Annotated in this window: 20 protein-coding genes and 1 rRNA gene; 9 read left to right on the top strand and 12 right to left on the bottom strand. The window is 34.6% G+C overall.

The window, feature by feature from the left end; all coding sequences use genetic code 11:
• Window positions 1–80: 80 nt before the first annotated feature.
• The gene (locus D0T08_RS26395) at window positions 81–1,469 is read left to right on the top strand and encodes a CHASE3 domain-containing protein (RefSeq protein ID WP_116985762.1); all 1,389 of its coding nucleotides are present in this window, start codon (window positions 81–83) and stop codon (window positions 1,467–1,469) included.
• Between the two features lie 12 nt (window positions 1,470–1,481).
• Window positions 1,482–1,898 carry a response regulator gene (locus D0T08_RS26390; protein WP_116985761.1) on the top strand — a complete coding sequence of 139 codons (417 nt, stop codon included), beginning with the start codon at window positions 1,482–1,484 and terminating at the stop codon, window positions 1,896–1,898.
• A 10-nt stretch (window positions 1,899–1,908) separates the two neighbouring features.
• Here the strand turns inward: D0T08_RS26390 and D0T08_RS26385 are convergent, their stop codons facing one another.
• From D0T08_RS26385 to D0T08_RS26375, 3 genes are all read right to left on the bottom strand, one after another.
• Entirely contained in the window at window positions 1,909–2,520 is a 612-nt protein-coding gene (locus D0T08_RS26385; RefSeq protein WP_116985760.1) for a hypothetical protein, read from the bottom strand.
• Entirely contained in the window at window positions 2,504–2,866 is a 363-nt protein-coding gene (locus D0T08_RS26380) for a phage holin family protein (protein ID WP_116985759.1), read from the bottom strand. Before D0T08_RS26380 ends, D0T08_RS26385 begins: the two co-directional genes overlap by 17 nt.
• Before the next feature lie 72 nt (window positions 2,867–2,938).
• Window positions 2,939–3,247 carry a YtxH domain-containing protein gene (locus D0T08_RS26375; protein WP_116985758.1) on the bottom strand — a complete coding sequence of 103 codons (309 nt, stop codon included), beginning with the start codon at window positions 3,245–3,247 and terminating at the stop codon, window positions 2,939–2,941.
• Window positions 3,248–3,468: 221 nt separating this feature from the next.
• Here D0T08_RS26375 and D0T08_RS26370 point away from each other — a divergent pair, with 221 nt between their 5' ends.
• Both D0T08_RS26370 and D0T08_RS26365 read left to right on the top strand, forming a co-directional pair.
• Window positions 3,469–3,831 (top strand): response regulator, encoded by a 363-nt coding sequence (locus tag D0T08_RS26370; protein WP_116985757.1) that lies wholly within the window; start codon window positions 3,469–3,471, stop codon window positions 3,829–3,831.
• Window positions 3,832–3,954: 123 nt separating this feature from the next.
• Window positions 3,955–4,209: a GlsB/YeaQ/YmgE family stress response membrane protein gene (locus tag D0T08_RS26365; RefSeq protein ID WP_116985756.1), complete on the top strand. Its 255-nt coding sequence runs from the start codon at window positions 3,955–3,957 to the stop codon at window positions 4,207–4,209.
• 470 nt (window positions 4,210–4,679) lie between these two features.
• Here D0T08_RS26365 and D0T08_RS26360 read toward each other — a convergent pair whose 3' ends face one another.
• The 6 genes from D0T08_RS26360 to D0T08_RS26335 form a co-directional block, all read right to left on the bottom strand.
• Entirely contained in the window at window positions 4,680–5,135 is a 456-nt protein-coding gene (locus D0T08_RS26360) for a hypothetical protein (protein ID WP_116985755.1), read from the bottom strand.
• Between the two features lie 86 nt (window positions 5,136–5,221).
• A complete protein-coding gene (locus D0T08_RS26355) occupies window positions 5,222–5,878 on the bottom strand; it encodes a porin family protein (RefSeq protein ID WP_116985754.1) in 657 nt (218 codons plus the stop codon).
• Window positions 5,879–6,044: 166 nt separating this feature from the next.
• On the bottom strand, window positions 6,045–7,217 hold the full coding sequence (locus D0T08_RS26350) for an AI-2E family transporter (RefSeq protein WP_229239065.1): 1,173 nt from the start codon (window positions 7,215–7,217) through the stop codon (window positions 6,045–6,047).
• A 184-nt stretch (window positions 7,218–7,401) separates the two neighbouring features.
• The gene (locus D0T08_RS26345) at window positions 7,402–8,127 is read right to left on the bottom strand and encodes an OmpA family protein (protein WP_116985752.1); all 726 of its coding nucleotides are present in this window, start codon (window positions 8,125–8,127) and stop codon (window positions 7,402–7,404) included.
• A gap of 181 nt (window positions 8,128–8,308) precedes the next feature.
• Entirely contained in the window at window positions 8,309–10,366 is a 2,058-nt protein-coding gene (locus D0T08_RS26340; protein ID WP_116985751.1) for a M56 family metallopeptidase, read from the bottom strand.
• Window positions 10,367–10,397: 31 nt separating this feature from the next.
• Window positions 10,398–10,757, bottom strand: coding sequence for a BlaI/MecI/CopY family transcriptional regulator (locus D0T08_RS26335; protein WP_116985750.1), 360 nt, complete (start codon window positions 10,755–10,757; stop codon window positions 10,398–10,400).
• Between the two features lie 229 nt (window positions 10,758–10,986).
• Between D0T08_RS26335 and D0T08_RS26330 the strand changes: the two genes are divergently transcribed.
• Entirely contained in the window at window positions 10,987–11,529 is a 543-nt protein-coding gene (locus D0T08_RS26330) for a GNAT family N-acetyltransferase (protein WP_116985749.1), read from the top strand.
• Window positions 11,530–11,652: 123 nt separating this feature from the next.
• Here the strand turns inward: D0T08_RS26330 and D0T08_RS26325 are convergent, their stop codons facing one another.
• Entirely contained in the window at window positions 11,653–12,135 is a 483-nt protein-coding gene (locus D0T08_RS26325; protein ID WP_116985748.1) for a DUF456 domain-containing protein, read from the bottom strand.
• Between the two features lie 95 nt (window positions 12,136–12,230).
• Between D0T08_RS26325 and D0T08_RS26320 the strand changes: the two genes are divergently transcribed.
• Window positions 12,231–13,034: a trans-aconitate 2-methyltransferase gene (locus D0T08_RS26320; protein ID WP_116985747.1), complete on the top strand. Its 804-nt coding sequence runs from the start codon at window positions 12,231–12,233 to the stop codon at window positions 13,032–13,034.
• Here D0T08_RS26320 and D0T08_RS26315 read toward each other — a convergent pair.
• Complete coding sequence (locus D0T08_RS26315; RefSeq protein ID WP_116985746.1) at window positions 13,024–14,151, bottom strand: aspartate aminotransferase family protein; 1,128 nt, start codon at window positions 14,149–14,151, stop codon at window positions 13,024–13,026. The two genes, D0T08_RS26320 and D0T08_RS26315, sit on opposite strands and share 11 nt — an antisense overlap.
• A gap of 452 nt (window positions 14,152–14,603) precedes the next feature.
• Here D0T08_RS26315 and D0T08_RS26310 point away from each other — a divergent pair, with 452 nt between their 5' ends.
• The 3 genes from D0T08_RS26310 (at window position 14,604) to D0T08_RS26300 (ending at window position 18,824) form a co-directional block, all read left to right on the top strand.
• On the top strand, window positions 14,604–14,921 hold the full coding sequence (locus D0T08_RS26310; RefSeq protein WP_116985745.1) for a hypothetical protein: 318 nt from the start codon (window positions 14,604–14,606) through the stop codon (window positions 14,919–14,921).
• Window positions 14,922–15,100: 179 nt separating this feature from the next.
• Complete coding sequence (locus D0T08_RS26305) at window positions 15,101–18,124, top strand: N-6 DNA methylase (protein WP_116985744.1); 3,024 nt, start codon at window positions 15,101–15,103, stop codon at window positions 18,122–18,124.
• Window positions 18,105–18,824: a hypothetical protein gene (locus D0T08_RS26300; protein WP_116985743.1), complete on the top strand. Its 720-nt coding sequence runs from the start codon at window positions 18,105–18,107 to the stop codon at window positions 18,822–18,824. The genes D0T08_RS26305 and D0T08_RS26300 overlap by 20 nt, the downstream gene beginning before the upstream one ends.
• 76 nt (window positions 18,825–18,900) lie before the next feature.
• On the opposite strand, the gene rrf is transcribed toward D0T08_RS26300, so the two are convergent.
• Window positions 18,901–19,012 (bottom strand): 5S ribosomal RNA (gene rrf / locus D0T08_RS26295).
• Between the last annotated feature and the right edge of the window lie 3 nt (window positions 19,013–19,015).

The raw sequence follows: 19,015 nt of genomic DNA, 5'->3' as shown, positions 1-19,015 counted from the left end.
GCAAAAAAATCCACAATGTGGGGATAATATTACACATTTTTTAGTTTAACCACTTATTACTAATAGTTATAGCACTACCTATGAAAAAAAGTCTGCGTCTTATTTTTTGGTCATTCGCCGTCTGTGTTGTGCTATTAGCTATCTTAAGCTGGACCTCCTATCAGAAAATCAAAGATTCCACCAGTTATGCCACCTCAGTAGAACATACGCATGAGGTAATGAGAAAAAGTGAAGAACTTATTTCTATTTTAAAAGATTTTGAAACCGGTCAAAGAGGATATCTTCTAACCAAAGAGAAAGTTTTCTTAGAACCTTATTACAGAGCCGAAAGCCAGATTAATAACGTATACAGAACACTGCATTATCAGATAAGAGACAATCCACTACAGGCAAAAAGATTAGATACCTTAAGAAATGCCATTCTCCAAAAACTTCGATTATTAAGAATTAATATTAAGCAATCGGACGGCAATCAGATATTTGATAAAGAGTCTTTTCTCTTAGGGAAAAAAGAGATGGATAAAATCAGGGTAATTGTTAATCAGTTTCAGGCTACTGAAAGACAACTACTGGCCGAAAGAAAAGCCTTGAAAGACAAGACGGATAATCAAACTACCTCTACGCTCTTAATGCTATCCATTTTCTCATTTGTCTTGTTATTCGTCAGCTTTCTATTAATATTCCTCGAGCTGCAGAGAAGACTAAAGTTTCAACATCAGCTAGAAAATAAAATTGATGAATTGAACCGCTCCAATGCAGATTTAGAGCAGTTTGCCTATGTATCTTCACACGACTTACAAGAGCCTCTGCGGAAAATCAGAGCCTTTAGTGATCGTATGATAAGAAAGCATGCAGAGTCATTGAATGAAGACGGAAAAGAGACATTAGATAAGATTACTTATTCTGCTGAACGCATGCAGACTCTGATTAATGACTTGCTTGATTTCTCCAGGCTGGTAAACAGAAAAGAGGTCAGTTTCCAGGAAGTGAATTTGCAGGAAACGATTGAGCGGGTAATAAATGATTTATCATTAAAAATAGAAGAGAAAAAAGCACAGCTAAATGTAGAAAAATTGCCGTATATTTGGGGCGTTTCTTTTCAGTTAAATCAATTATTCTTAAATCTTGTCAGCAATGCCCTAAAGTTTACTGCTGCAGACAGAGGGCCCGTAATATCTATTATCTATAGTTTAGTAAAAGGCTCAGAGATAAAAGGAATTGAGAAAATAAGAAGAGAACTTGATTACCATAAAATAACCGTTAGTGATAATGGCATTGGCTTTGAAGAAGAATACGCCGAAAAAATATTTGTTATTTTCCAGCGTCTTCACGGGCGAGGTCATTATGAAGGCACCGGAGTAGGCTTGGCGATTTGCCGCCGGATTATGACTAATCATAATGGTTTTATATTTGCTGAAAGTAAATTGGGCGAAGGTGCCAGGTTTATATTATATTTCCCTACAAAATAATAAATCTTTAGAATGAGTGTATTTTCAATCCTCATCGCTGACGACGATGAAGATGATAAATTTCTTTTGAAATCAGCTTTTGAAGAAAGCGGAATAGATGCCCCTTTGTCTTTTGTAGATAACGGGCAAGAGTTGATGGATTTTCTGAATAAAGCAAAGAAGTTGCCGAGCATCATTCTCTTAGATTTGAATATGCCGAAAAAAGACGGCAGAGAAGCGCTGAAAGAAATCAAGGAAAATCCAAAATTAAGAAGTATTCCTATCCTGATACTAACTACCTCTAACTCACCGGAAGATATAAGAAACTGTTATTTTCTGGGGGCGAATTGTTTCATAACAAAACCCTCAACTTTTGAAGGATTGATGAGGGTTATTGGCGAATTAAATAAGTTCTGGTTTAATATAGCATCGATTCCTACAAAGCTCTAGTTGCTGAGTATCAGTTCACATGAATTACCTGAACAGGCTTAGGATCTTCGTCGGTTTTCTCTTTCACCCACATTAAAGCTCTTTCTACAAAAGATGGCTTCTCTGTTTGCGGAGCCAGCGGATCTTCTTTCAATGCCAATTCTTTGGGTTTTTCTTCGGTTTTATCTTTTACCCATAGCAAGGCTTTTTCAACCATAGATGGTTTCTCTTCTATTCTTACCTCTTTTAATTCGGTCAATATAGGCTCCGGCTTCTTTTCGGTTATGTCTCTTACCCACTCTATACCTTTCTGCATAATGTTATCCTTGTTATTATGAATTACATTACCTGCAAAATTCTTCAGGAAGAATGGTACTAATACTTTCAGCGGCCAGGGAGCATGTCTTAATATACCATTTCTGACTATGGTATCAACACCAAGCCCAACACCCACGTTCAGCAGACCTTGATTTCGGTTAGTCAGGAAGTCACCTAAGAAATTCACTATATGGCGAGCGGGGCTTAATTCCTCTTTAATAGCATTAATACTACCCCTCATCTTGGTTCTGGATAACTCAATTTCATTTTTGAGTCTTGCTCTTTCAGCTCTGAGGTCATTAATATTTTTAATGTTCGTCTTCATAGTAGAATTTATGAATTAAAGCGTTAATAACCGGAATCTTGATAAAAGTATCCCTTAGTGCATATACTATTAATCCTACAATGGCATAAAAGCCTGCTACAATAAATAAACCATAGGCAAGATTATTGAGGCTTTGGCCTATGATCCAGGCAACACCTAAACTCAAAAAGAAAAGTACAAATAGTGTGATAGCTCCTATAATAATAGCAGAGGCAGCAGAAGAGATAGCTCCGGCAGTTTTTTCTGCTGCATTCAGCACCCCTAAATTCCAGCGAGCCTCCAAGTGATGGGTCAGATCGTCGAATATATCTCCCGTTTTTTCTTTAATGTCGTTGTAGATTTCCATAGCAGTTGGTACTTTTTAAGTGAAAGATGAGTCAAGGCCATAGCCCTGACTCATCAAAAAATGCTTTTGGATTTAGCTAACTTGTAGCTTCTTTTTAGTAGCATTATATTGGTCGTCAGCTTCTTCAGCTACATCTTCGAATTTTTGTTGAGCCTTTCCTTTCAATTCGTATGCCTTATTACGTACCTCGTCTTTTGCATCCTGGTATTGGCTTTTTCCACGACGAATTGCATTCAATAACTCATCCGCTAATTCGTTAGCTGTCTTTTTCACTTTTGAGCGAATTTCATTTCCTTTATCTGGAGCAAACAACATCCCGATTACTGCTCCAGCCGCTGCTGCTGTAATAACTCCCAACAAGATTTTTGAAGTACCTTTCATAATAGTTCAATGTTTAAATAGTTTTCAATATGGTAAGTAGTTTAAAAATCCTATTCCATACGTTTATCAATACTCCAGCATATATTTACTTACTTTAAATTGTAGAAGTTTTTGCCCAGATTGTGGGAATCGCACGACGAGTCCTAAAAAGCCTAGAAAAAAAGTGCTGGCATGGTTTTTTATAATATATTGAATTATAATTTGATGCAAATTGTGCAAAGATGAAAAGCTTAGAAGAAAATGTATTATCTGCCCTAATAGTAGATGATGAAATAGATACTTGCTTGCTGATAAAAATGTATTTGAAAAAGAAAGGAATAGAATCTTTTCATGCTCATACTTTGCAAGATGGTTTTGAAAAAGCAGGTAGCCTGACTCCGCAACCGCAATGGATTTTTTTAGATAATAATTTACCAGATGGCTTAGGCATTGAAAAATTGCCTGAGTTTAAGAAACTATTACCTAACAGCAAGATTGTAATGATAACTGCTATAGGAAAATTGAAAGAAAAGGCTTTTGAAGTAGGCGCTTATAATTTTATTGAAAAGCCTTTATCATATGCTTCGATAGATAACTCTTTATAATCAGGAATTCAATTTATTAGTTTACTAAATCCACACAGTTTTGCGACCTTTCATAGTGTCCAAAATCCAGTAAATCTAATTGTTATATACGCAATTTTTTTAAACCCTTTAACACAAATAAAAATGGAAGGACAAGGACTATTGTATGCAATTATTATTGGTGCTATTGCCGGCTGGTTGGCTGGAGAAATCAAACGAGGCTTCGGCTTTGGTCTTATCGGTAACATCATCGTTGGTATAGTTGGTGCCCTTGTAGGTAGCTGGCTATTTGCCTCACTGGGCGTTTCTCTAGGTGCTGGTGTTATTGGCCAAATCATTACTGCCGTAATAGGCGCTCTCGTTGTACTGTTTATAGTGGGACTGATACGGAGGGTTTAATAATTATTAGATATAAAAAGGATAGGGAATGGTAGGTTTATCATTCCCTATCCTTTTTTTGGTGTATATGGCAATAATAAATTTCTCTTCAACACGTCTTTAAATTTTTATAAATGATACTTATATTGGCTTTATAGCAATTTTCAAAAGTCAGCATATTTTTCCCTTATTCAGAGCTTAAAAGGCATTTACATAAAGATTCTAGTCTGGGTCTGAATACAGTAGATTTTATACTTGATTTTTACATTGTGTCTGTCACTTATTCAGACAGAATAATTATGGCGCTATGAGAGCCTAGCCCAGGTGTAAGCAAAGCGAACATTACATATCTAAAATAGGGGCTAGTGTCTTTCTACTATAGTCATTCTGAAGTAATCTTTGCAACTCATAAACCAGACAAACAAAAAAAGCAGCAGATAAAATCCGCTGCTTTTCTAACCATTGCTACTAATCTAAACCACCTATTATTATTATTCAATATCTTTTTGAATTTCATCTATCTTCTGATTGACTCTTTTCTTGAAATCTTTCCAGTCTTCCTTCATATCACTTCTGATATCTTTTATATCATCATCAATATCATTCAATTGAGATTTCAATTTTTGTCTTCTTTCTTCCCAACGGTCTTTCTCTTTAGCAGAGGCAGTTTTAATATTATCTTCTGCTTCTTCTATCTCTCTCTTCAACTCTTTACGTTGGTCTTCCAGTTTTGCTGCCATCTCATCTTTTTCTCTCTTTACATCCTCGGCTGTTTGGTCAACGCCATCTTTAATATCGCTGGCAACTTCATCTGCTGCATTGGCTGCATTGTCTTGTGCATTCTGAATACTATCAGCTGCCTCTCTTTTTTCTTCTCTCGAACACGAAGTAAAACTTAATGTCCCGATTGCTATTAACGCATATGCGAATATTACTTTCTTTTTCATTGCTAATAATAATTTTAAATGGTTGTTTTCGTATGTTTTATTTATATTACAATCCTATAGAGGATTGTTGGAGTTTAGATTTCGCTTTAGAAATGAAAACCGATAGTAGCCTGGAACGAATTTCCTTTAGCGGCAAACTTACTGGCGGTCTCAGCATTTTTATATTTTACATCAATTACATCATTTACATTGCCCTCATAACGTACATCGAAGTTAATCTGGCCAATATCAAAACCTACACCTGCCTGGTAACCAAAAACAGCTTTTTTATACACGCTTTCGGCACTTTCTCCTCTGGCTTCAGTTATAGCATCTCCTAATTTGCCATCATTCCCTATATTGAATGTGGCTATCGGGCCAGCGTTAATTCTTAATACCTCTCCTATTTTCACCCCAACTAATAAAGGTAAGTCAAGGTTAGTCATACGGAAGTCGATTGTCTTGGTACTATTACCATTGTCAGTAATCAAATCGTATTTACCACCTTTTTGAGAAACCAGAACTTCGGGTTGTAAAAATACTGTCTTACCAAATCTTAAAAACACACCACCGACAAAACCGAATGCTCTGTTATCGTTATTTCTAAAATTAAAAACTGTATTACCCGAGGTAAAAGATAAATCGTTTCCTCTCACTTGCGACAGGTTCGTTCCTAGTTTTAAACCTGCTGTGAATCCTTTTGTTTGTGCAAATGTCGAGGCACTGAATAGAGAGACAATTGCTAACGTGATAATCTTTTTCATGTTGTGTGTTCTTTATTAAATCTTTTCTGATTATTAAGAAAAAATTTATATGCCAAGTACATAAAATCCTAATAATCAGCCAATTAAAAAAGATTCACTTCTATAAATGAGGAAATCTTTCTACAGGTTGGGAAAGATATTTATTATTCTGAAGATTTTGCAAAATCTATTTTTTTTCTTTAGGAGGGTTCTTTTTCTTAAAAAAAGCCTTTGTCCCACTAATGGTATCTACTATCTCCTTTTCAATTTTATTAGCTCTTTTCTTTTTCTCTTCAGTATTATCTCTTGAAATTGCAGGTTCCCCCATCAAAAAACCATAGGGTTGTAAATTGGGAACAGAATCAAAAATTACTTTGATGATGGCTATACAAGGTAAACATAGAGCCATCCCGGCCAGACCCCATAGAATTGCGCCCATTAATAAGCCCAGAATGGCAGCTAAAGGATTTATACTGATTTTTGAGCCAACAATATTGGGTGTGATAAAATTACCCTCCAACATCTGAATAGCAAAAAACGAAGCTGCTACTCCTACAGCATACATAGGAGAATCTTTGGTAACCAAGGCAATAATAATAGGTAATAGTGAACCTATAAGAATACCTATATAAGGAATTATGAGTAATACAGACGCAAGGAAACCAAAGAAGATGGCGTAATCAATACCCAATAAAAGCAGACTGATTGTATTGAGCGTACCTATGATAATAGTTACGATGATGACACCCGATAGATAGCTATGAATCACATCATAAATTTTACCTAATACCTCATCTACCTTTTCTTTCTCTACATTCTTAAATACTTTATAAAAAAATTCTCTGAAGAAATCTCTGTACAGTAATAAGAAGAACATGTAAACGGGCATAATAGTCAAATTGCCGAGCATATTTGAAGTTGTTGTAAGAGCCGTACCTACTACGGTTCCTCCTCTGGCAAGTAATTGATTTGCGTAAGTATTCACCTGATTAGTTTGAGTTTCAGTTGATAAATCAAACTTTTCAGAGGTCCATTTTAAAAGATTATTATAGGCTTTTTCTAATTTATCAAGCAATTGCGGAATCATTTCAGAAAACCCGGCAATTTGCGTAGAGGCTAAATAGACAATCACACCTATCAGAACAGTAAATAAGATTAAGGTGATGGTAATGGCTAATACCCTTCCTACTTTTCTTTTCTCGAACCAATCGCATAAAGGAAATAAAAGGATAGATAAGATGATAGAAATAATAAAAGGGACAAGCACCGATTCAAGAATACTCAGCCAAAATACAACAATAGTAATGGAAAGAAGCGCAAGCGGCAGTTTTACATTAAACGGTAAACGTTCTGGAAGCATGGAGATATAGTTTATAATTCAATTTACGTATAAATCATTAAAAACCTATTCCAGTTATAAGTATCGCATATTATATTATACAACAACATAGGCTACACATAGTATGTATAGCCTATCATCATGTACCCCGATGAGCGTGCCTTACTAGGCGTGCCCAAGTACACCATATATATCAACCTGTATATTACTTATTATTGGTAGCCACAGCGTTTGAGCCGTTTTTGGCTGCATCTTTCTTCAAATCCTCGTTAGCTACAATGGCCAGCTCTACACGACGGTTCTTGTCTCGTCCGGCATCACTTGTATTATCAACTACAGGAGCTGATTCTCCATATCCTATTACAGACATTCTACTGCGTTTTACTCCCATACTATTTAGTAAGTCAGCTACTGCATCGGCACGTTTTTCCGATAATTTCATATTGTAATCTTCACTCCCAGTATTATCGGTATGCCCTGCCACTAGAATATTAGTATCTTCATACTCTTTCAAGGTTTGCGCCAGTTTCTCCAGATTATCTTTAGACATTTGATTTAGTGAATAAGAATCAACTCCGAAAAGGATACCTGATTTCATGGTTAATTTAATACCTTCACCCACACGTTCTACTTCCGCAACGCCCTCCATGTCTTTCTTCATTTTAGCGGCTTGTTTATCCATATATTTACCGATAAAAACACCAGCTACGCCACCTACTGCTGAGCCTACAATAGCGTATACGGCAGGATTTTTACTTTTGCTACCTATGGCTGCTCCTGCGGCGGCTCCGGCACCTACACCGATAATAGCGCCTTTTTGTTCATTAGTTAGTTTCTTGAATGAATTACAGGAAGTTGTAGCACTCAATAACATCGCTCCGCAAACCGACAATGTTACAATTTTTTTGATAGATGATTGAGTCGTATTCATGACTTTGAAAATTTTAATGATTAGAAATTTTCAATAATCAGTCAAAGAAATATACCAGTTTAAGACATGAAACTTTATAATCAATTGATAATTAGACATTTAAGGGTAAATGTCTAATTATTTAAAAAATGTAAAAAATTAGAACGTTTTGCACATATATGGGAAATTTTTCTACAATTTTTCACCTTTTTGTTTTTAAACTAATGCTTGCATGATACCCATTTTTATCAGGTATTTTACCATGTTGTCCGCTACTGCCTTGAAAAAGACCATTATAATTAACTACATCAGATTCACTAACGGTTACTCCATCAATTTCATAGTGTATTTTACCATTTACCGGAATATCAACCACTATACTTTCCTCCTGAAAAAAACCTTTAATAATCACTCTTTCAAATTCTTTTCCATCATCTTCTAATAGACGAACCCGCACTATTTTGTCATTTTTATAAATTCTACGTGCATCCAATTCCCTTTGGATATTATCAAGTGCCATTTGACGATCTTTTTCTGATTTAAATAAAAAATCATCTTTGGTTCTGATTTCCAGTACTCCATCGCGTGCTTTTTCACCATATTTTTCTAAGGCATGTGCTTCATCCGGTTCAGCAAAATAAGACCAACCAAAGGATTTAGGATTTATTCTTTGTAATATATTTGAAGGATACTCCTGACCATTAATAATTACTAATGGATTTTTTCCTAAAAAATTAGCAGGCATAAAAGTTCGTAGGCTGTCGGTATTGAAATTTTGCTGCGAGTTGAGGCGAACTTTATATCGCCAGGGGCTATTAAAAGTAGGTGTTGGTCTTATTTGTAATGGAATTCCACCTTGTTTAACAGGAGTATAAGACGGTCCTTTTGTAATTTGGATAGTAAGCCCTAAAGTTTCACTTACAATATGCTTCTTAAAAACAGCGCTTGTAATAATGCTTTTTTCATATACAAATTCAAAATCTTCCCCATTCAGCAATTCTTTACCATTCTGGAAAATTTTAATACTATCAGCCGACACTCCTTTGGTAACATATCTTCCATTTTGAAAAAAATCAAAAGAAAAAAGCTCAGGTGTGTTTTTAGATTGAGTTGTAATAGTCAATTCTCCTCCAATCATTGGGTTCTTAGCATAATCAGGAAACTGAATTTCAGGTGTTTTTAATAAAAAAGGATTAACTATTAATTTATATGCTCCTGAATCTGCAGGAATAGCCGTTATTAATGGGTTTATCTCTTGTTGCTTTTTCACTGAGTCTTTGTCAACCAATTTTGAAACTTCCGTCAAACTCTCTATTTTGTTGTTTATTCTCTCCGATGCTTTTGCCGCCGCTTCATAAATCAATTTTTCGTTACGTTGAGCAAAGGCGAAAATTCCAAGTGCTAAGAAAGGCAACCCTATCATATAAAATAATCTCTTTATAGAAATTGTACGTTTTTTAAACAAAAACTGAATACGTGTAGATAGTGGATGTAAACTAAACTGATTAGTTAAGTCAATAGTATGGCTGATACCCAATTTGAGTAGCAAATGCGCATAGCTTTTACTGTCAAATTGTTGAATCGTATTTAGATCAGCCTCAAACTCATGTACTTCTACCAATGATTTTTTATAGAAATAAATGATAGGGTTAAACCACAAAATGATCTTGCAGAATTCAACCAACAAAATATCAATGGAGTGTAAATAACGGATATGGACACATTCGTGGGCAATGATCTGGGCTTTCTCATTATCGGTAAGTCCATTCGTATTCAGAAAAATAAGATTAAAAAACGAGGCATTAGTCAACTGCCCATCTCTTTGAATAATTCTTAAATTATCAGCTCTTACGGCTTTTCGGCTAAGTTGGTATATTTTCAAAAGCTTTGCACATAAGAATAGCATCATAATGGCGGCAATTGTTATATAGGCGAATAATACATAAAAACGCCAGTCTGGTGCTTCTTTTACAGATTGTATAGTTGCAATAGCTTGACTATCATACATCGGAACGTAAGCAGGTTCATAACCAGAAGTGCTTGTAATCGGAGAGGTCTCAACAACTACTGCAGGTTCAACCTTCACAACTTTGGTAGTTTCAAAAGAAATGAGGGGAATAATGAAACTCAAGCAAAGTGTGCAAAGCAAATAAAAACGATTGAGGGTATGGAATGTAAACTGGCGAAATGCAAAGAAATACAATCCATAAAAAACAGCCAGACAGGCCGATACTTTAAGAAGGTAAATTAGAAACAGCATAGCATTTTAGATTTAGAGGGTTGAACAAAGTCTATTGTTTGTCAATGAATTGTTTCAGTTTCTCGATTTCAGCCTCAGTTAGTTTTTCTTCTTTCGCCATAAAAGACAGTAAACTTTCAGTGGAGTTATTGAAATAGTTAGCAAAGACTTTTTTGAAAGAGAATTTCCCGTAATCGTCTTTACTGATAATCGGGAAATATTCATAAGTTTTGCCATAGGCTTTAAAACCCACATATGCCTTCTTTTCAAGGATACGTACTACTGAGGAAATGGTGTTGTAGGGCGGTTTTGGCTCGTCATCCATTTTTTCGATAATATCTTTTACAAAGCATCTGCCTAAATCCCAGATTATCTGCATGATGCGTTCTTCGGTTTTTGTTAATTCTTCCATAAGTCAAATGTATAACGTATTTTTCAGTTATAAAACTTATTTCTCAGTTATTGTTATTAGAAAATATTTTTCTACCTTTATAGCGTAATCATTTGCCTCTGAAATTTAATACTTCACTTCTGGATAGTCGACTGCCTGATATTGTTTAAGACAAACAAACAGGTAATTATCAAGACAAGTCTTCACTTGTTCTAAGAGTTTATTTTTTCAAAAAAGACTATCCAAAATCATGTTTTATATCGAATCTGAGCGTTTAAAGCTCATCCCATTAAATTTACATCAATTACGTATTTATACTCATTCAGAAGCTTTAGCTGAAAATCTTGGCTTAAAAGCAGCCAAAGTTGAAACCGAACCATTTTTTCAAAGTGAGTTCGACGATGCCCTGCAAAATCATTGGGCGCCTCTCGTAGAACAGAATCCTGACAATTATATCTGGTATACCAACTGGCTGATTGTGCTGAAAGAAGAAAATATTGCCGTAGGGGGCATTGGCGTGACCGGCCTACCTGATGAGAACGGCTCCTGTGAAATAGGTTATGGCATGGATTTAAATCATCGGGGAAAAGGTTATGCTACCGAGGCTTTAAGTTGCCTGGCAAACTGGGCGTTTCAGAATCCGGACCTCAAAACCATTATCGCTCATACTCCTATTGACCTGCTGAATTCGCAGAGAGTACTGCAAAAGGCTGGTTTTCAGTATGCAAAAACCGAGAATGAATTGATATTGTGGGAGTTGAAAAAGGATGAGAAATCTATATTCATCGACTGATTATTCATCCACATAAAGTTCTAATGGTAGGTACACGTAGAGACAGGGCAATGCCCTGTCTCTACCAAACCAGGTACTTTTTTGGACGATTATTTTGAATCTTAATAAGCGAATTCGAAAAAATTAACCGAAATAATGCCACAATTCTTTACCGGCATACCAGATCATGACTACGCAAAGCGCAATTTTCATGACGATGCCCACAAGGAAACCCAGGAATGAACCAAAGGCTGCTTTGGTAGCTTGTTGTGAAGTTGAGCCTCCAATGAGTTCACCGGCTAAAGCACCTAAAAACGCACCAATGAAAATACCAAATGGTCCAAAGAATAACCCGACGATAAGGCCAATCATACTACCCCATGTGCCATATTTAGAACCGCCGAATTTTTTGGTGCCCCAGATAGGTACATAGTAGTCCAAAATGGTAACAATTAAGGTAATTATGCCCAATGTCCAGAGAAGAGTTTCGCTGAATTGGGCAAACTTAGTAAAGTGCAAGACTAATATGCCCACAAAGCTTAACGGTGGCCCCGGTAAAGGCAATACAGCACCGATTAAGCCGATTATCAGGCAAACAATAGCAACAATTAGCAGAACAATATCCATAAATTTTGAGTGGCATTTGAATGAACAAATGTATTAGTTTTTGAAATGATGCCTACTATTTCAATCAGCATTATCAACCATTTATCAAATATCTCATGAATCAGACATCTCAAACAAGAGCAGAAATGCCACAGGGCGCTAATAAAGTGCTTGATCGTCGAACAGTTGAAAACGCTTATTCGTCGCTCTTAAACCTGCTGAAAGAAGGAATGTCGGTACTTGATGTGGGTTGTGGCTCAGGAACTATTACCGCAGGCGTTGCCGAGCGGGTAGGCGTAAGCGGGCGGGTAGTGGCTATCGATTTCAGCGAACACCTCATTGCGCAAGCACAAAAAAACCACGAGCACCTGAGCAATCTGTCGTTTGAGGTAGCTGATATTAATAGTTATAACCCAGAACAAAAATTTGATTTAGTGATTGCCGCCCGCACTTTACAATGGGTCAACAACCCTAAGGAGGTAGTTGCGCAGATGCTGAATTTAGTAAAGCCGGGAGGAATGATTTCTATATTAGATTATAATCATACCAAAATTGAGTGGACGCCGCAGCCGCCACAATCGATGATAGACTTTTACCAGGCATTTTTGAACTGGAGAACAGACGCGGGCTATGACAATGCGATTGCAGATAATCTTTCAGTAATTTATCAAGACTTGGGGCTTCAATTAATTAATAGTGTTGATCAACACGAAGTAAGCAGACAAGGTGAAGAAAGATTTGAAGGTGATGCAAGAATCTGGAATGTGGTAGCTGAAACACGTGGGAATCAGGTAGTACGCGATGGTTTTTGCACGGAAGAATTACGTCTGAAAGCAATCCAGGAGTATGATGCCTGGATTGCCAGTGACGCACAAGCCATGAAGCTCTATTTATTAGCTGTAGAGGCGGTTAAACCTTAGTCAATACCTTTTTTAAGGCATCTAAGAAGATGTCGGCCTCTTTGGTTGTAAGAGCAAGGCTTGGAAGCAAACGCATCGTATGCTTCCCGGCCACGCCCGTAAATATTTTCTGATCAAACAATAAGGCATTTCTGATAGGCTCAACGGGTTGTTCAAACTCGATGCCTATCATTAACCCTTTACCACGCAATTCTTTAATACCGTTGAAACCCTTCAGGTTTTCAAAGAAATAATCGCCTACCGTGGCAGCGTTCTGTACCAGTTTTTCTTTCTTTATCACATCTAGTACTGCATTGGCAGCCGTACAAGCCAGGTGATTTCCTCCAAAAGTAGTACCTAACATCCCATGTTTTGCCTGAAATTTAGGAGAAATCAGGATTGAGCCAATCGGGAAACCATTGCCCATACCTTTGGCAGTTGAGATAATATCCGGTTTCACACCGCTATGTTGGAAACTGAAAAACTTGCCCGAACGGCCGTAACCACATTGTACACTATCGTGAATAAAAATAGCCCCGGTTTTATCACAAGCCTTGCGGATAGTTTTTAAAAACTCATCGCTTGCCACCTGAATACCACCTACTCCTTGAATACCCTCAACAATTACGGCACAAGTATCGGTATCAATAGCTCTTTTTACTGCTTCTACATCGTTGAAAGGTAGAATCTGCACGTGGTCGTCAAAATTAATCGGGGCTTTGATAGCCGGATTATCTGTAACAGCTACGGCAGCTGATGTACGCCCGTGAAAACCTTTGGTAAAAGCAATGATTTTTTTACGACCATTATAGAAAGACGCTAGTTTCAAAGCATTCTCGTTGGCTTCTGCACCTGAATTAACCAGGAACAAATAATAATCTTTCAGTCCAGATATTTTGCCTAATTTGTCGGCTAGTTCTTCTTGCGAAGGAATTTTTACAGAGTTAGAATAAAAACCAATGTTCTTTAATTGTTGTGTAAGCCTTCGGACATAAACAGGGTGGGTGTGACCTATTGAAATAACGGCATGTCCACCATATAAATCTAAATACTGTTGTCCGTTCTTATCCCATAGATAAGAACCTTGAGCTTTAACGGGCTCAATGTCGTAAAGGGGATACACATTAAAAAGCGTCATTTGTACTTTGGTTTTATGATAAATGGCTCTGTGAGAGCCGTTTTAAAATGAGCCAGCAAAGTTCTCATTTTATTAGCAGAAAATAGTCAAAAAATTGAAAGAATGTGAATGTCTATGCCACTGGTAAGAAACAATCAACATTTGTGGATAAGCTTGTGTATATGTGGATAAGTATGAAAATGTGCTAGTAGGGAAGAAGAATGTAGAAGTAAATTTCTACAAAGAAGCCTAATGGAACAGAACCTATATAAAAAAGAAAAAGCCCAACAAATCGATATGTTCGGGCTTTTTCTCTATAACTAAATGAAATACTATTAAATAACGCCAGATATATGCTGATATTGTGAAGCAGAAAAATTATCTAATAATTTTTCACAAAAAGCGTTTTATTAGATAAATTTAAAAATTGACTCCATTCAAAGGAGATAATAAGTCTTAAAATTTTTTATTTCATGCGGCAGGCAATTATCTACGAGGTGACAATCCATTATATCGGTTCATTGAATGATGTTCGGAAAAGAGAACCCTTTACGGTTTATTTCTCTAATTTAAAAAGAGCCATTGAGTGTGTACAAACCAATCTTGCGATTAACGGCTGGGAGCAGAAAAAGGTAAATTATACAGCGGTCTATCGTACTTTGAAGATAAAGAACAAGTTTGTATGCGATTTTGATGCTATGAAGACTAAGTTCTTTCAAGTGATTATCTGTCCTAAAACTATTAATCCTAAACTGACCACTTTGGGGATTGATGAGTATCCGACGACTTAGAGTTTATATGACTGCATTTTTAATGCGAATTATTTTTCTCTAAATTATAAATACAACTAATTTACGGATTCGTTTTTGAAAACTATTTAAATACCAAAAGACTATAAGTACTCAATATTTTTCATTAACTTTATCCTTGACAAATACCACACATAAAACACCTAACAAGCACATTATCAATGAATTATATAGATTTTTTTTCTAATTTAGGCTTTGCTTTCAATATTGATTTGATAGTAAAAACTATAGAAATTGAGAAGGAAGCTACTTTATCTCAAAAACTTAAAGACTCAGTTTTTTTTTATAAAAGCCCCAATAATACTAATACTTCTTTTTACTTAATTACCTCTTCATTAGAAACTTTTGAACTTGAGCAATTCAGAAAATATGTTTGGAATAAGAATGATGCCGATATAATTTTTTATTATCCAGTAGATACCGATGAGTTAATAATGCTTTATGCCAAATATTCTCCAAAAGTTTCTACTATAGATAGCAAATTAGATACTTTTTCAACTACTAAAAAAGATTTAGATAAAATCGAAAAAATCAAACACTGGCAGTTTGACAGTGGAGTATTTTGGCTAAATTATCATACATTTATTAGTAAAGCAAAGTACAGAGGGGTTGATAAAGAATTGGTTAATACTTTAAATGCGTTAAAAGAGCAGTTAAGTGAATTACTTTCCTCATTAATTTCAAATGATTATGCGCGAAATGAGGTTGTCCAAGCATTAATTGATAGGACTTTATATATTAAATACTTAGAAGACAATCATATTATTAATTCGTTTTTTTATGAGCATTATTTTAACGATGAGATGCTTAACTATGAGATATTATTAGAAAATAAGTCTAATAATGACATTAATAAGCTTTATAAAATTATTCATGAAATATTTAATAACGCACTTTTTGATCAGCCAACGATTGATGACAAATATTTGACATATGAGGTGCGTAAACTCATAGCATTATCTTTCAAAGCGAATTTAAATACTGGACAATTAAGATTATATGATTTTAGATTTGATGTTTTGCCAGTTGAGTTTATAAGTTACATTTATGAAGTTTTCTTATCTGAAAAACAGAAAGAAAATGGCATATATTATACTCCGAAAAAATTGGCACAATTAATTGTTGACGATGTAATAAAAGAAGATCGAATAGGTTCTATTTTAGACCCTTCAAGTGGTTCGGGAATGTTCTTGATTGTAAGTTATCAAAGACTTCTGGAAATATCTCAAAAACAAGGGTTAGAACCACACGATAATATTGAGAAGATTAGATACAGAATACAACTTTTATCTGAAAACATATTTGGGATAGAAAAAGAATTAATGGCCCAACGTTTTACACTATTCTCGCTTTCTTTGCAAGTTTTCATCGGAATTAACCCCACAGATATAAAAGAATTCATAGCTAAGGAATTAAAGGATAATAAAAAAATTAATCTTTTCTCCGAATATTCCTTTTTCCAGAATATAAGACACTCAAATACTCTCAATACTTCATATAAACCTTTTAATGACAAACAATTCTCATATATAGTTGGGAATCCTCCTTTTTTTGAAATTCCTAATACAGAAGAGTTTAAGGACGAAACTTTATTTTTAAATAATTATAAGTTACTATTATCTGATGGGAAAATAGTGACTGCTAAAAATATCGTAGGAAGATCCCAAATTTCTCAATGCTTTTTTTTGAAAATTAAAGATTGGAGTGATGAAAATACAAGATTTGGGTTTATTTCAAATAGCTCTAATTTTTATAACGATTATTCAGAAACTTTCCAACAATATTTCTATTCAAACTATGGCATTGAGAAAATTTATGAACTTTCAAGGGTAAAGGATATATTATTTGAAAAGGCTAAAGAAAGTGTCGTTGCTATTATTTTTAGAAGCGTACAAACTGATGTTAACGAAATTAACTATTATCCAGTAAGTTTAGGATTATTTTCAGAAAAGCCGTTTGAATTATTAATTATTCAAGAAGATTTAGCTGTTAATATTTATCAAAAAGACCTTATTAAAAAAAGCGTACGATTAAGAGATTATCTTGTAGGAAATGACTTTGATAGAGATTTAATATTTAAAATTGGACTTAATACCCCTATGAGTAATTATATAAATCCTGTTCATAGAGGGTTTGAAATTTGGGGAGAGGATGCAAGGAAAAAAGAGTTTAAAATATCAAATGATGAGTGGAAGCGAATAAGTAAAAGTCAAAAAAAAGAATATCTTAACCAATTTATTGGGAAATATTTTAGCTATACATATTCTGAGGAATATAATAAACCATATATTAAACCAACTACCTTAAAACCTTTTATAAAGATAGCTTCAAAACAATTCATAAATAGAATTGACAATTTTCATAGACCTAGAAATAGAGAAATATACTATGGGGAGAAATTAATGTTTACTCGAATTGGAAGTAAATTAAACTGTGTCTTTTCAAACAACGATGATTATTTTGATTTTTCAATTTATACAGTCAAACTGAAAAATAGTAGTAGATACAATCTGTTTCAAGCAATCTTAAACTCTGATTTGATACAATTCTATTTAGACTTTTACCATAGAAAGCGATTTTTTGACTCATTTTCAAGAATTGGAAATGATGACATCTTGGGAATTCCAATCCCGAAAGAATTTGACCAAAAGCTAGAAAAACAAATTTCTGATATAAGCAAAGATATATCTGATGGTAAATATGAATACGCACAAAAAGAACATGAATTAAATGAATTAATTTATGATTTATATGAATTATCCTATTGGGAAAAGCAAAGAATAAAAGACTACTTTCTAGTTAAATCTAATATTGGGAACAAGAAAAAAGCCTTAGATAGCTATGAAAAGATATTAAAAGAAATTATAGAGTTTTATTTTGAAAGCTCTATAATCATTGAAAAAACTTCTACAGATTTTCATTTAATTGTAGTTAAAATATCTTTTGTTAATAATCCCGATAGTCCTGAAGCTTTGAAAACGAAGAATTATTTATTGAATGAAATTTTTGAGCAAAACTCAAATGCAAATTTCCTAGCAAGTCAAGAGAAGATTTTTGGAAAAGATTGTGTGTATATTATTAAGAAAGATATAAATAAAAATTGGACTGAAACAAAAGCTTTTGAAGATGGGCAGGATATATTAAAACACTTAATACCTAATAAGGATGGAGAGAGAATACATTAAGATTAGAAAGCCCTCTCCAATACCTTTTGATACTCGTAAACTAAGAGCATTAGACGATGAGTTTTGGAAGAAGTGGGTGTTTTACTATTTACTCCAATTCTATCAAAATTATGATAGCTTTGAATTAAAGTCAAAAATTGATGATGAGAAAAAGAAACAATTTCCAAGAACTGAAAGAGTGATTGCAAAATTTATTCGACTGAAATTAAGGGCAAATAAGAAATTTGGATTAAATTTTTCAGTAAAAGGAGAAGAGACAAATGATGAAAATGTAGAGGGAAATTATGATATTACTATAAATAATACATATTGGAAAGATAAAGACTTTTACTTCGAATGCAAGAATTTAGACGGAACTCAAGATTTGACAAATAAATATGTTTGCTATAATACATACAAAAAAGATGAATCTGGTCTTAATATATTTGATGGAGGAGTATTACGTTATTTCAATGGTAAGTACGCTCAAAATCTGAATTTTGGAGGTATGATTGGTTTTGTGTTAGCCGGAAATAATGCTGAAATTAAAAGCAGTCTCTTAACAAAACTGAATGAGAAATTAAATACTTCACCTGAGGGTGATTTAATCAATATTAATGACAATTCTATTGAACAAAACAATTTTTCTTTTGATAGTTTACATAAACGCTTAGGGAAGGAGTTTACAATACATCACTTACTTTTCGACTTTACAAAGTAAAAAAAAAACTACTCTATTCAGGATATAAAAACACAAAAAAAGCTCCAGAATTACTTCTGGAGCTTTTGTAATAAAATCCTGGCATCTACTTACTCTCCCGAGGATGAACTCAGTACCATCAGCGGTGCGGGGCTTAACTACTCTGTTCGAGATGGGAAGAGGTGAACACCCGCCCAATGGACGCCATGAAG

Origin of the sequence: Emticicia sp. C21, assembly GCF_003418935.1 — a bacterium.
Classification (GTDB): Bacteria; Bacteroidota; Bacteroidia; order Cytophagales; family Spirosomataceae; genus Emticicia.
The sequence above is the reverse complement of the archived record's forward strand: the minus strand, read 5'-3'. Positions and strand labels throughout refer to the sequence as shown.

Bases quoted from the DNA above. Each gene is read 5' to 3' on its own strand.
- D0T08_RS26345 (WP_116985752.1), bottom strand. From the start codon at position 8,127: ATGAATACGACTCAATCATCTATCAAAAAAATTGTAACATTGTCGGTT.
- D0T08_RS26365 (WP_116985756.1), top strand. From the start codon at position 3,955: ATGGAAGGACAAGGACTATTGTATGCAATTATTATTGGTGCTATTGCC.
- D0T08_RS26305 (WP_116985744.1), top strand. From the start codon at position 15,101: ATGAATTATATAGATTTTTTTTCTAATTTAGGCTTTGCTTTCAATATT.
- D0T08_RS26360 (WP_116985755.1), bottom strand. From the start codon at position 5,135: ATGAAAAAGAAAGTAATATTCGCATATGCGTTAATAGCAATCGGGACA.
- D0T08_RS26395 (WP_116985762.1), top strand. From the start codon at position 81: ATGAAAAAAAGTCTGCGTCTTATTTTTTGGTCATTCGCCGTCTGTGTT.
- D0T08_RS26375 (WP_116985758.1), bottom strand. From the start codon at position 3,247: ATGAAAGGTACTTCAAAAATCTTGTTGGGAGTTATTACAGCAGCAGCG.
- D0T08_RS26385 (WP_116985760.1), bottom strand. From the start codon at position 2,520: ATGAAGACGAACATTAAAAATATTAATGACCTCAGAGCTGAAAGAGCA.
- D0T08_RS26350 (WP_229239065.1), bottom strand. From the start codon at position 7,217: ATGCTTCCAGAACGTTTACCGTTTAATGTAAAACTGCCGCTTGCGCTT.
- D0T08_RS26325 (WP_116985748.1), bottom strand. From the start codon at position 12,135: ATGGATATTGTTCTGCTAATTGTTGCTATTGTTTGCCTGATAATCGGC.
- D0T08_RS26340 (WP_116985751.1), bottom strand. From the start codon at position 10,366: ATGCTGTTTCTAATTTACCTTCTTAAAGTATCGGCCTGTCTGGCTGTT.
- D0T08_RS26355 (WP_116985754.1), bottom strand. From the start codon at position 5,878: ATGAAAAAGATTATCACGTTAGCAATTGTCTCTCTATTCAGTGCCTCG.
- D0T08_RS26310 (WP_116985745.1), top strand. From the start codon at position 14,604: ATGCGGCAGGCAATTATCTACGAGGTGACAATCCATTATATCGGTTCA.
- D0T08_RS26300 (WP_116985743.1), top strand. From the start codon at position 18,105: ATGGAGAGAGAATACATTAAGATTAGAAAGCCCTCTCCAATACCTTTT.
- D0T08_RS26335 (WP_116985750.1), bottom strand. From the start codon at position 10,757: ATGGAAGAATTAACAAAAACCGAAGAACGCATCATGCAGATAATCTGG.
- D0T08_RS26380 (WP_116985759.1), bottom strand. From the start codon at position 2,866: ATGGAAATCTACAACGACATTAAAGAAAAAACGGGAGATATATTCGAC.
- D0T08_RS26330 (WP_116985749.1), top strand. From the start codon at position 10,987: ATGTTTTATATCGAATCTGAGCGTTTAAAGCTCATCCCATTAAATTTA.
- D0T08_RS26315 (WP_116985746.1), bottom strand. From the start codon at position 14,151: ATGACGCTTTTTAATGTGTATCCCCTTTACGACATTGAGCCCGTTAAA.
- D0T08_RS26320 (WP_116985747.1), top strand. From the start codon at position 12,231: ATGAATCAGACATCTCAAACAAGAGCAGAAATGCCACAGGGCGCTAAT.
- D0T08_RS26390 (WP_116985761.1), top strand. From the start codon at position 1,482: ATGAGTGTATTTTCAATCCTCATCGCTGACGACGATGAAGATGATAAA.
- D0T08_RS26370 (WP_116985757.1), top strand. From the start codon at position 3,469: ATGAAAAGCTTAGAAGAAAATGTATTATCTGCCCTAATAGTAGATGAT.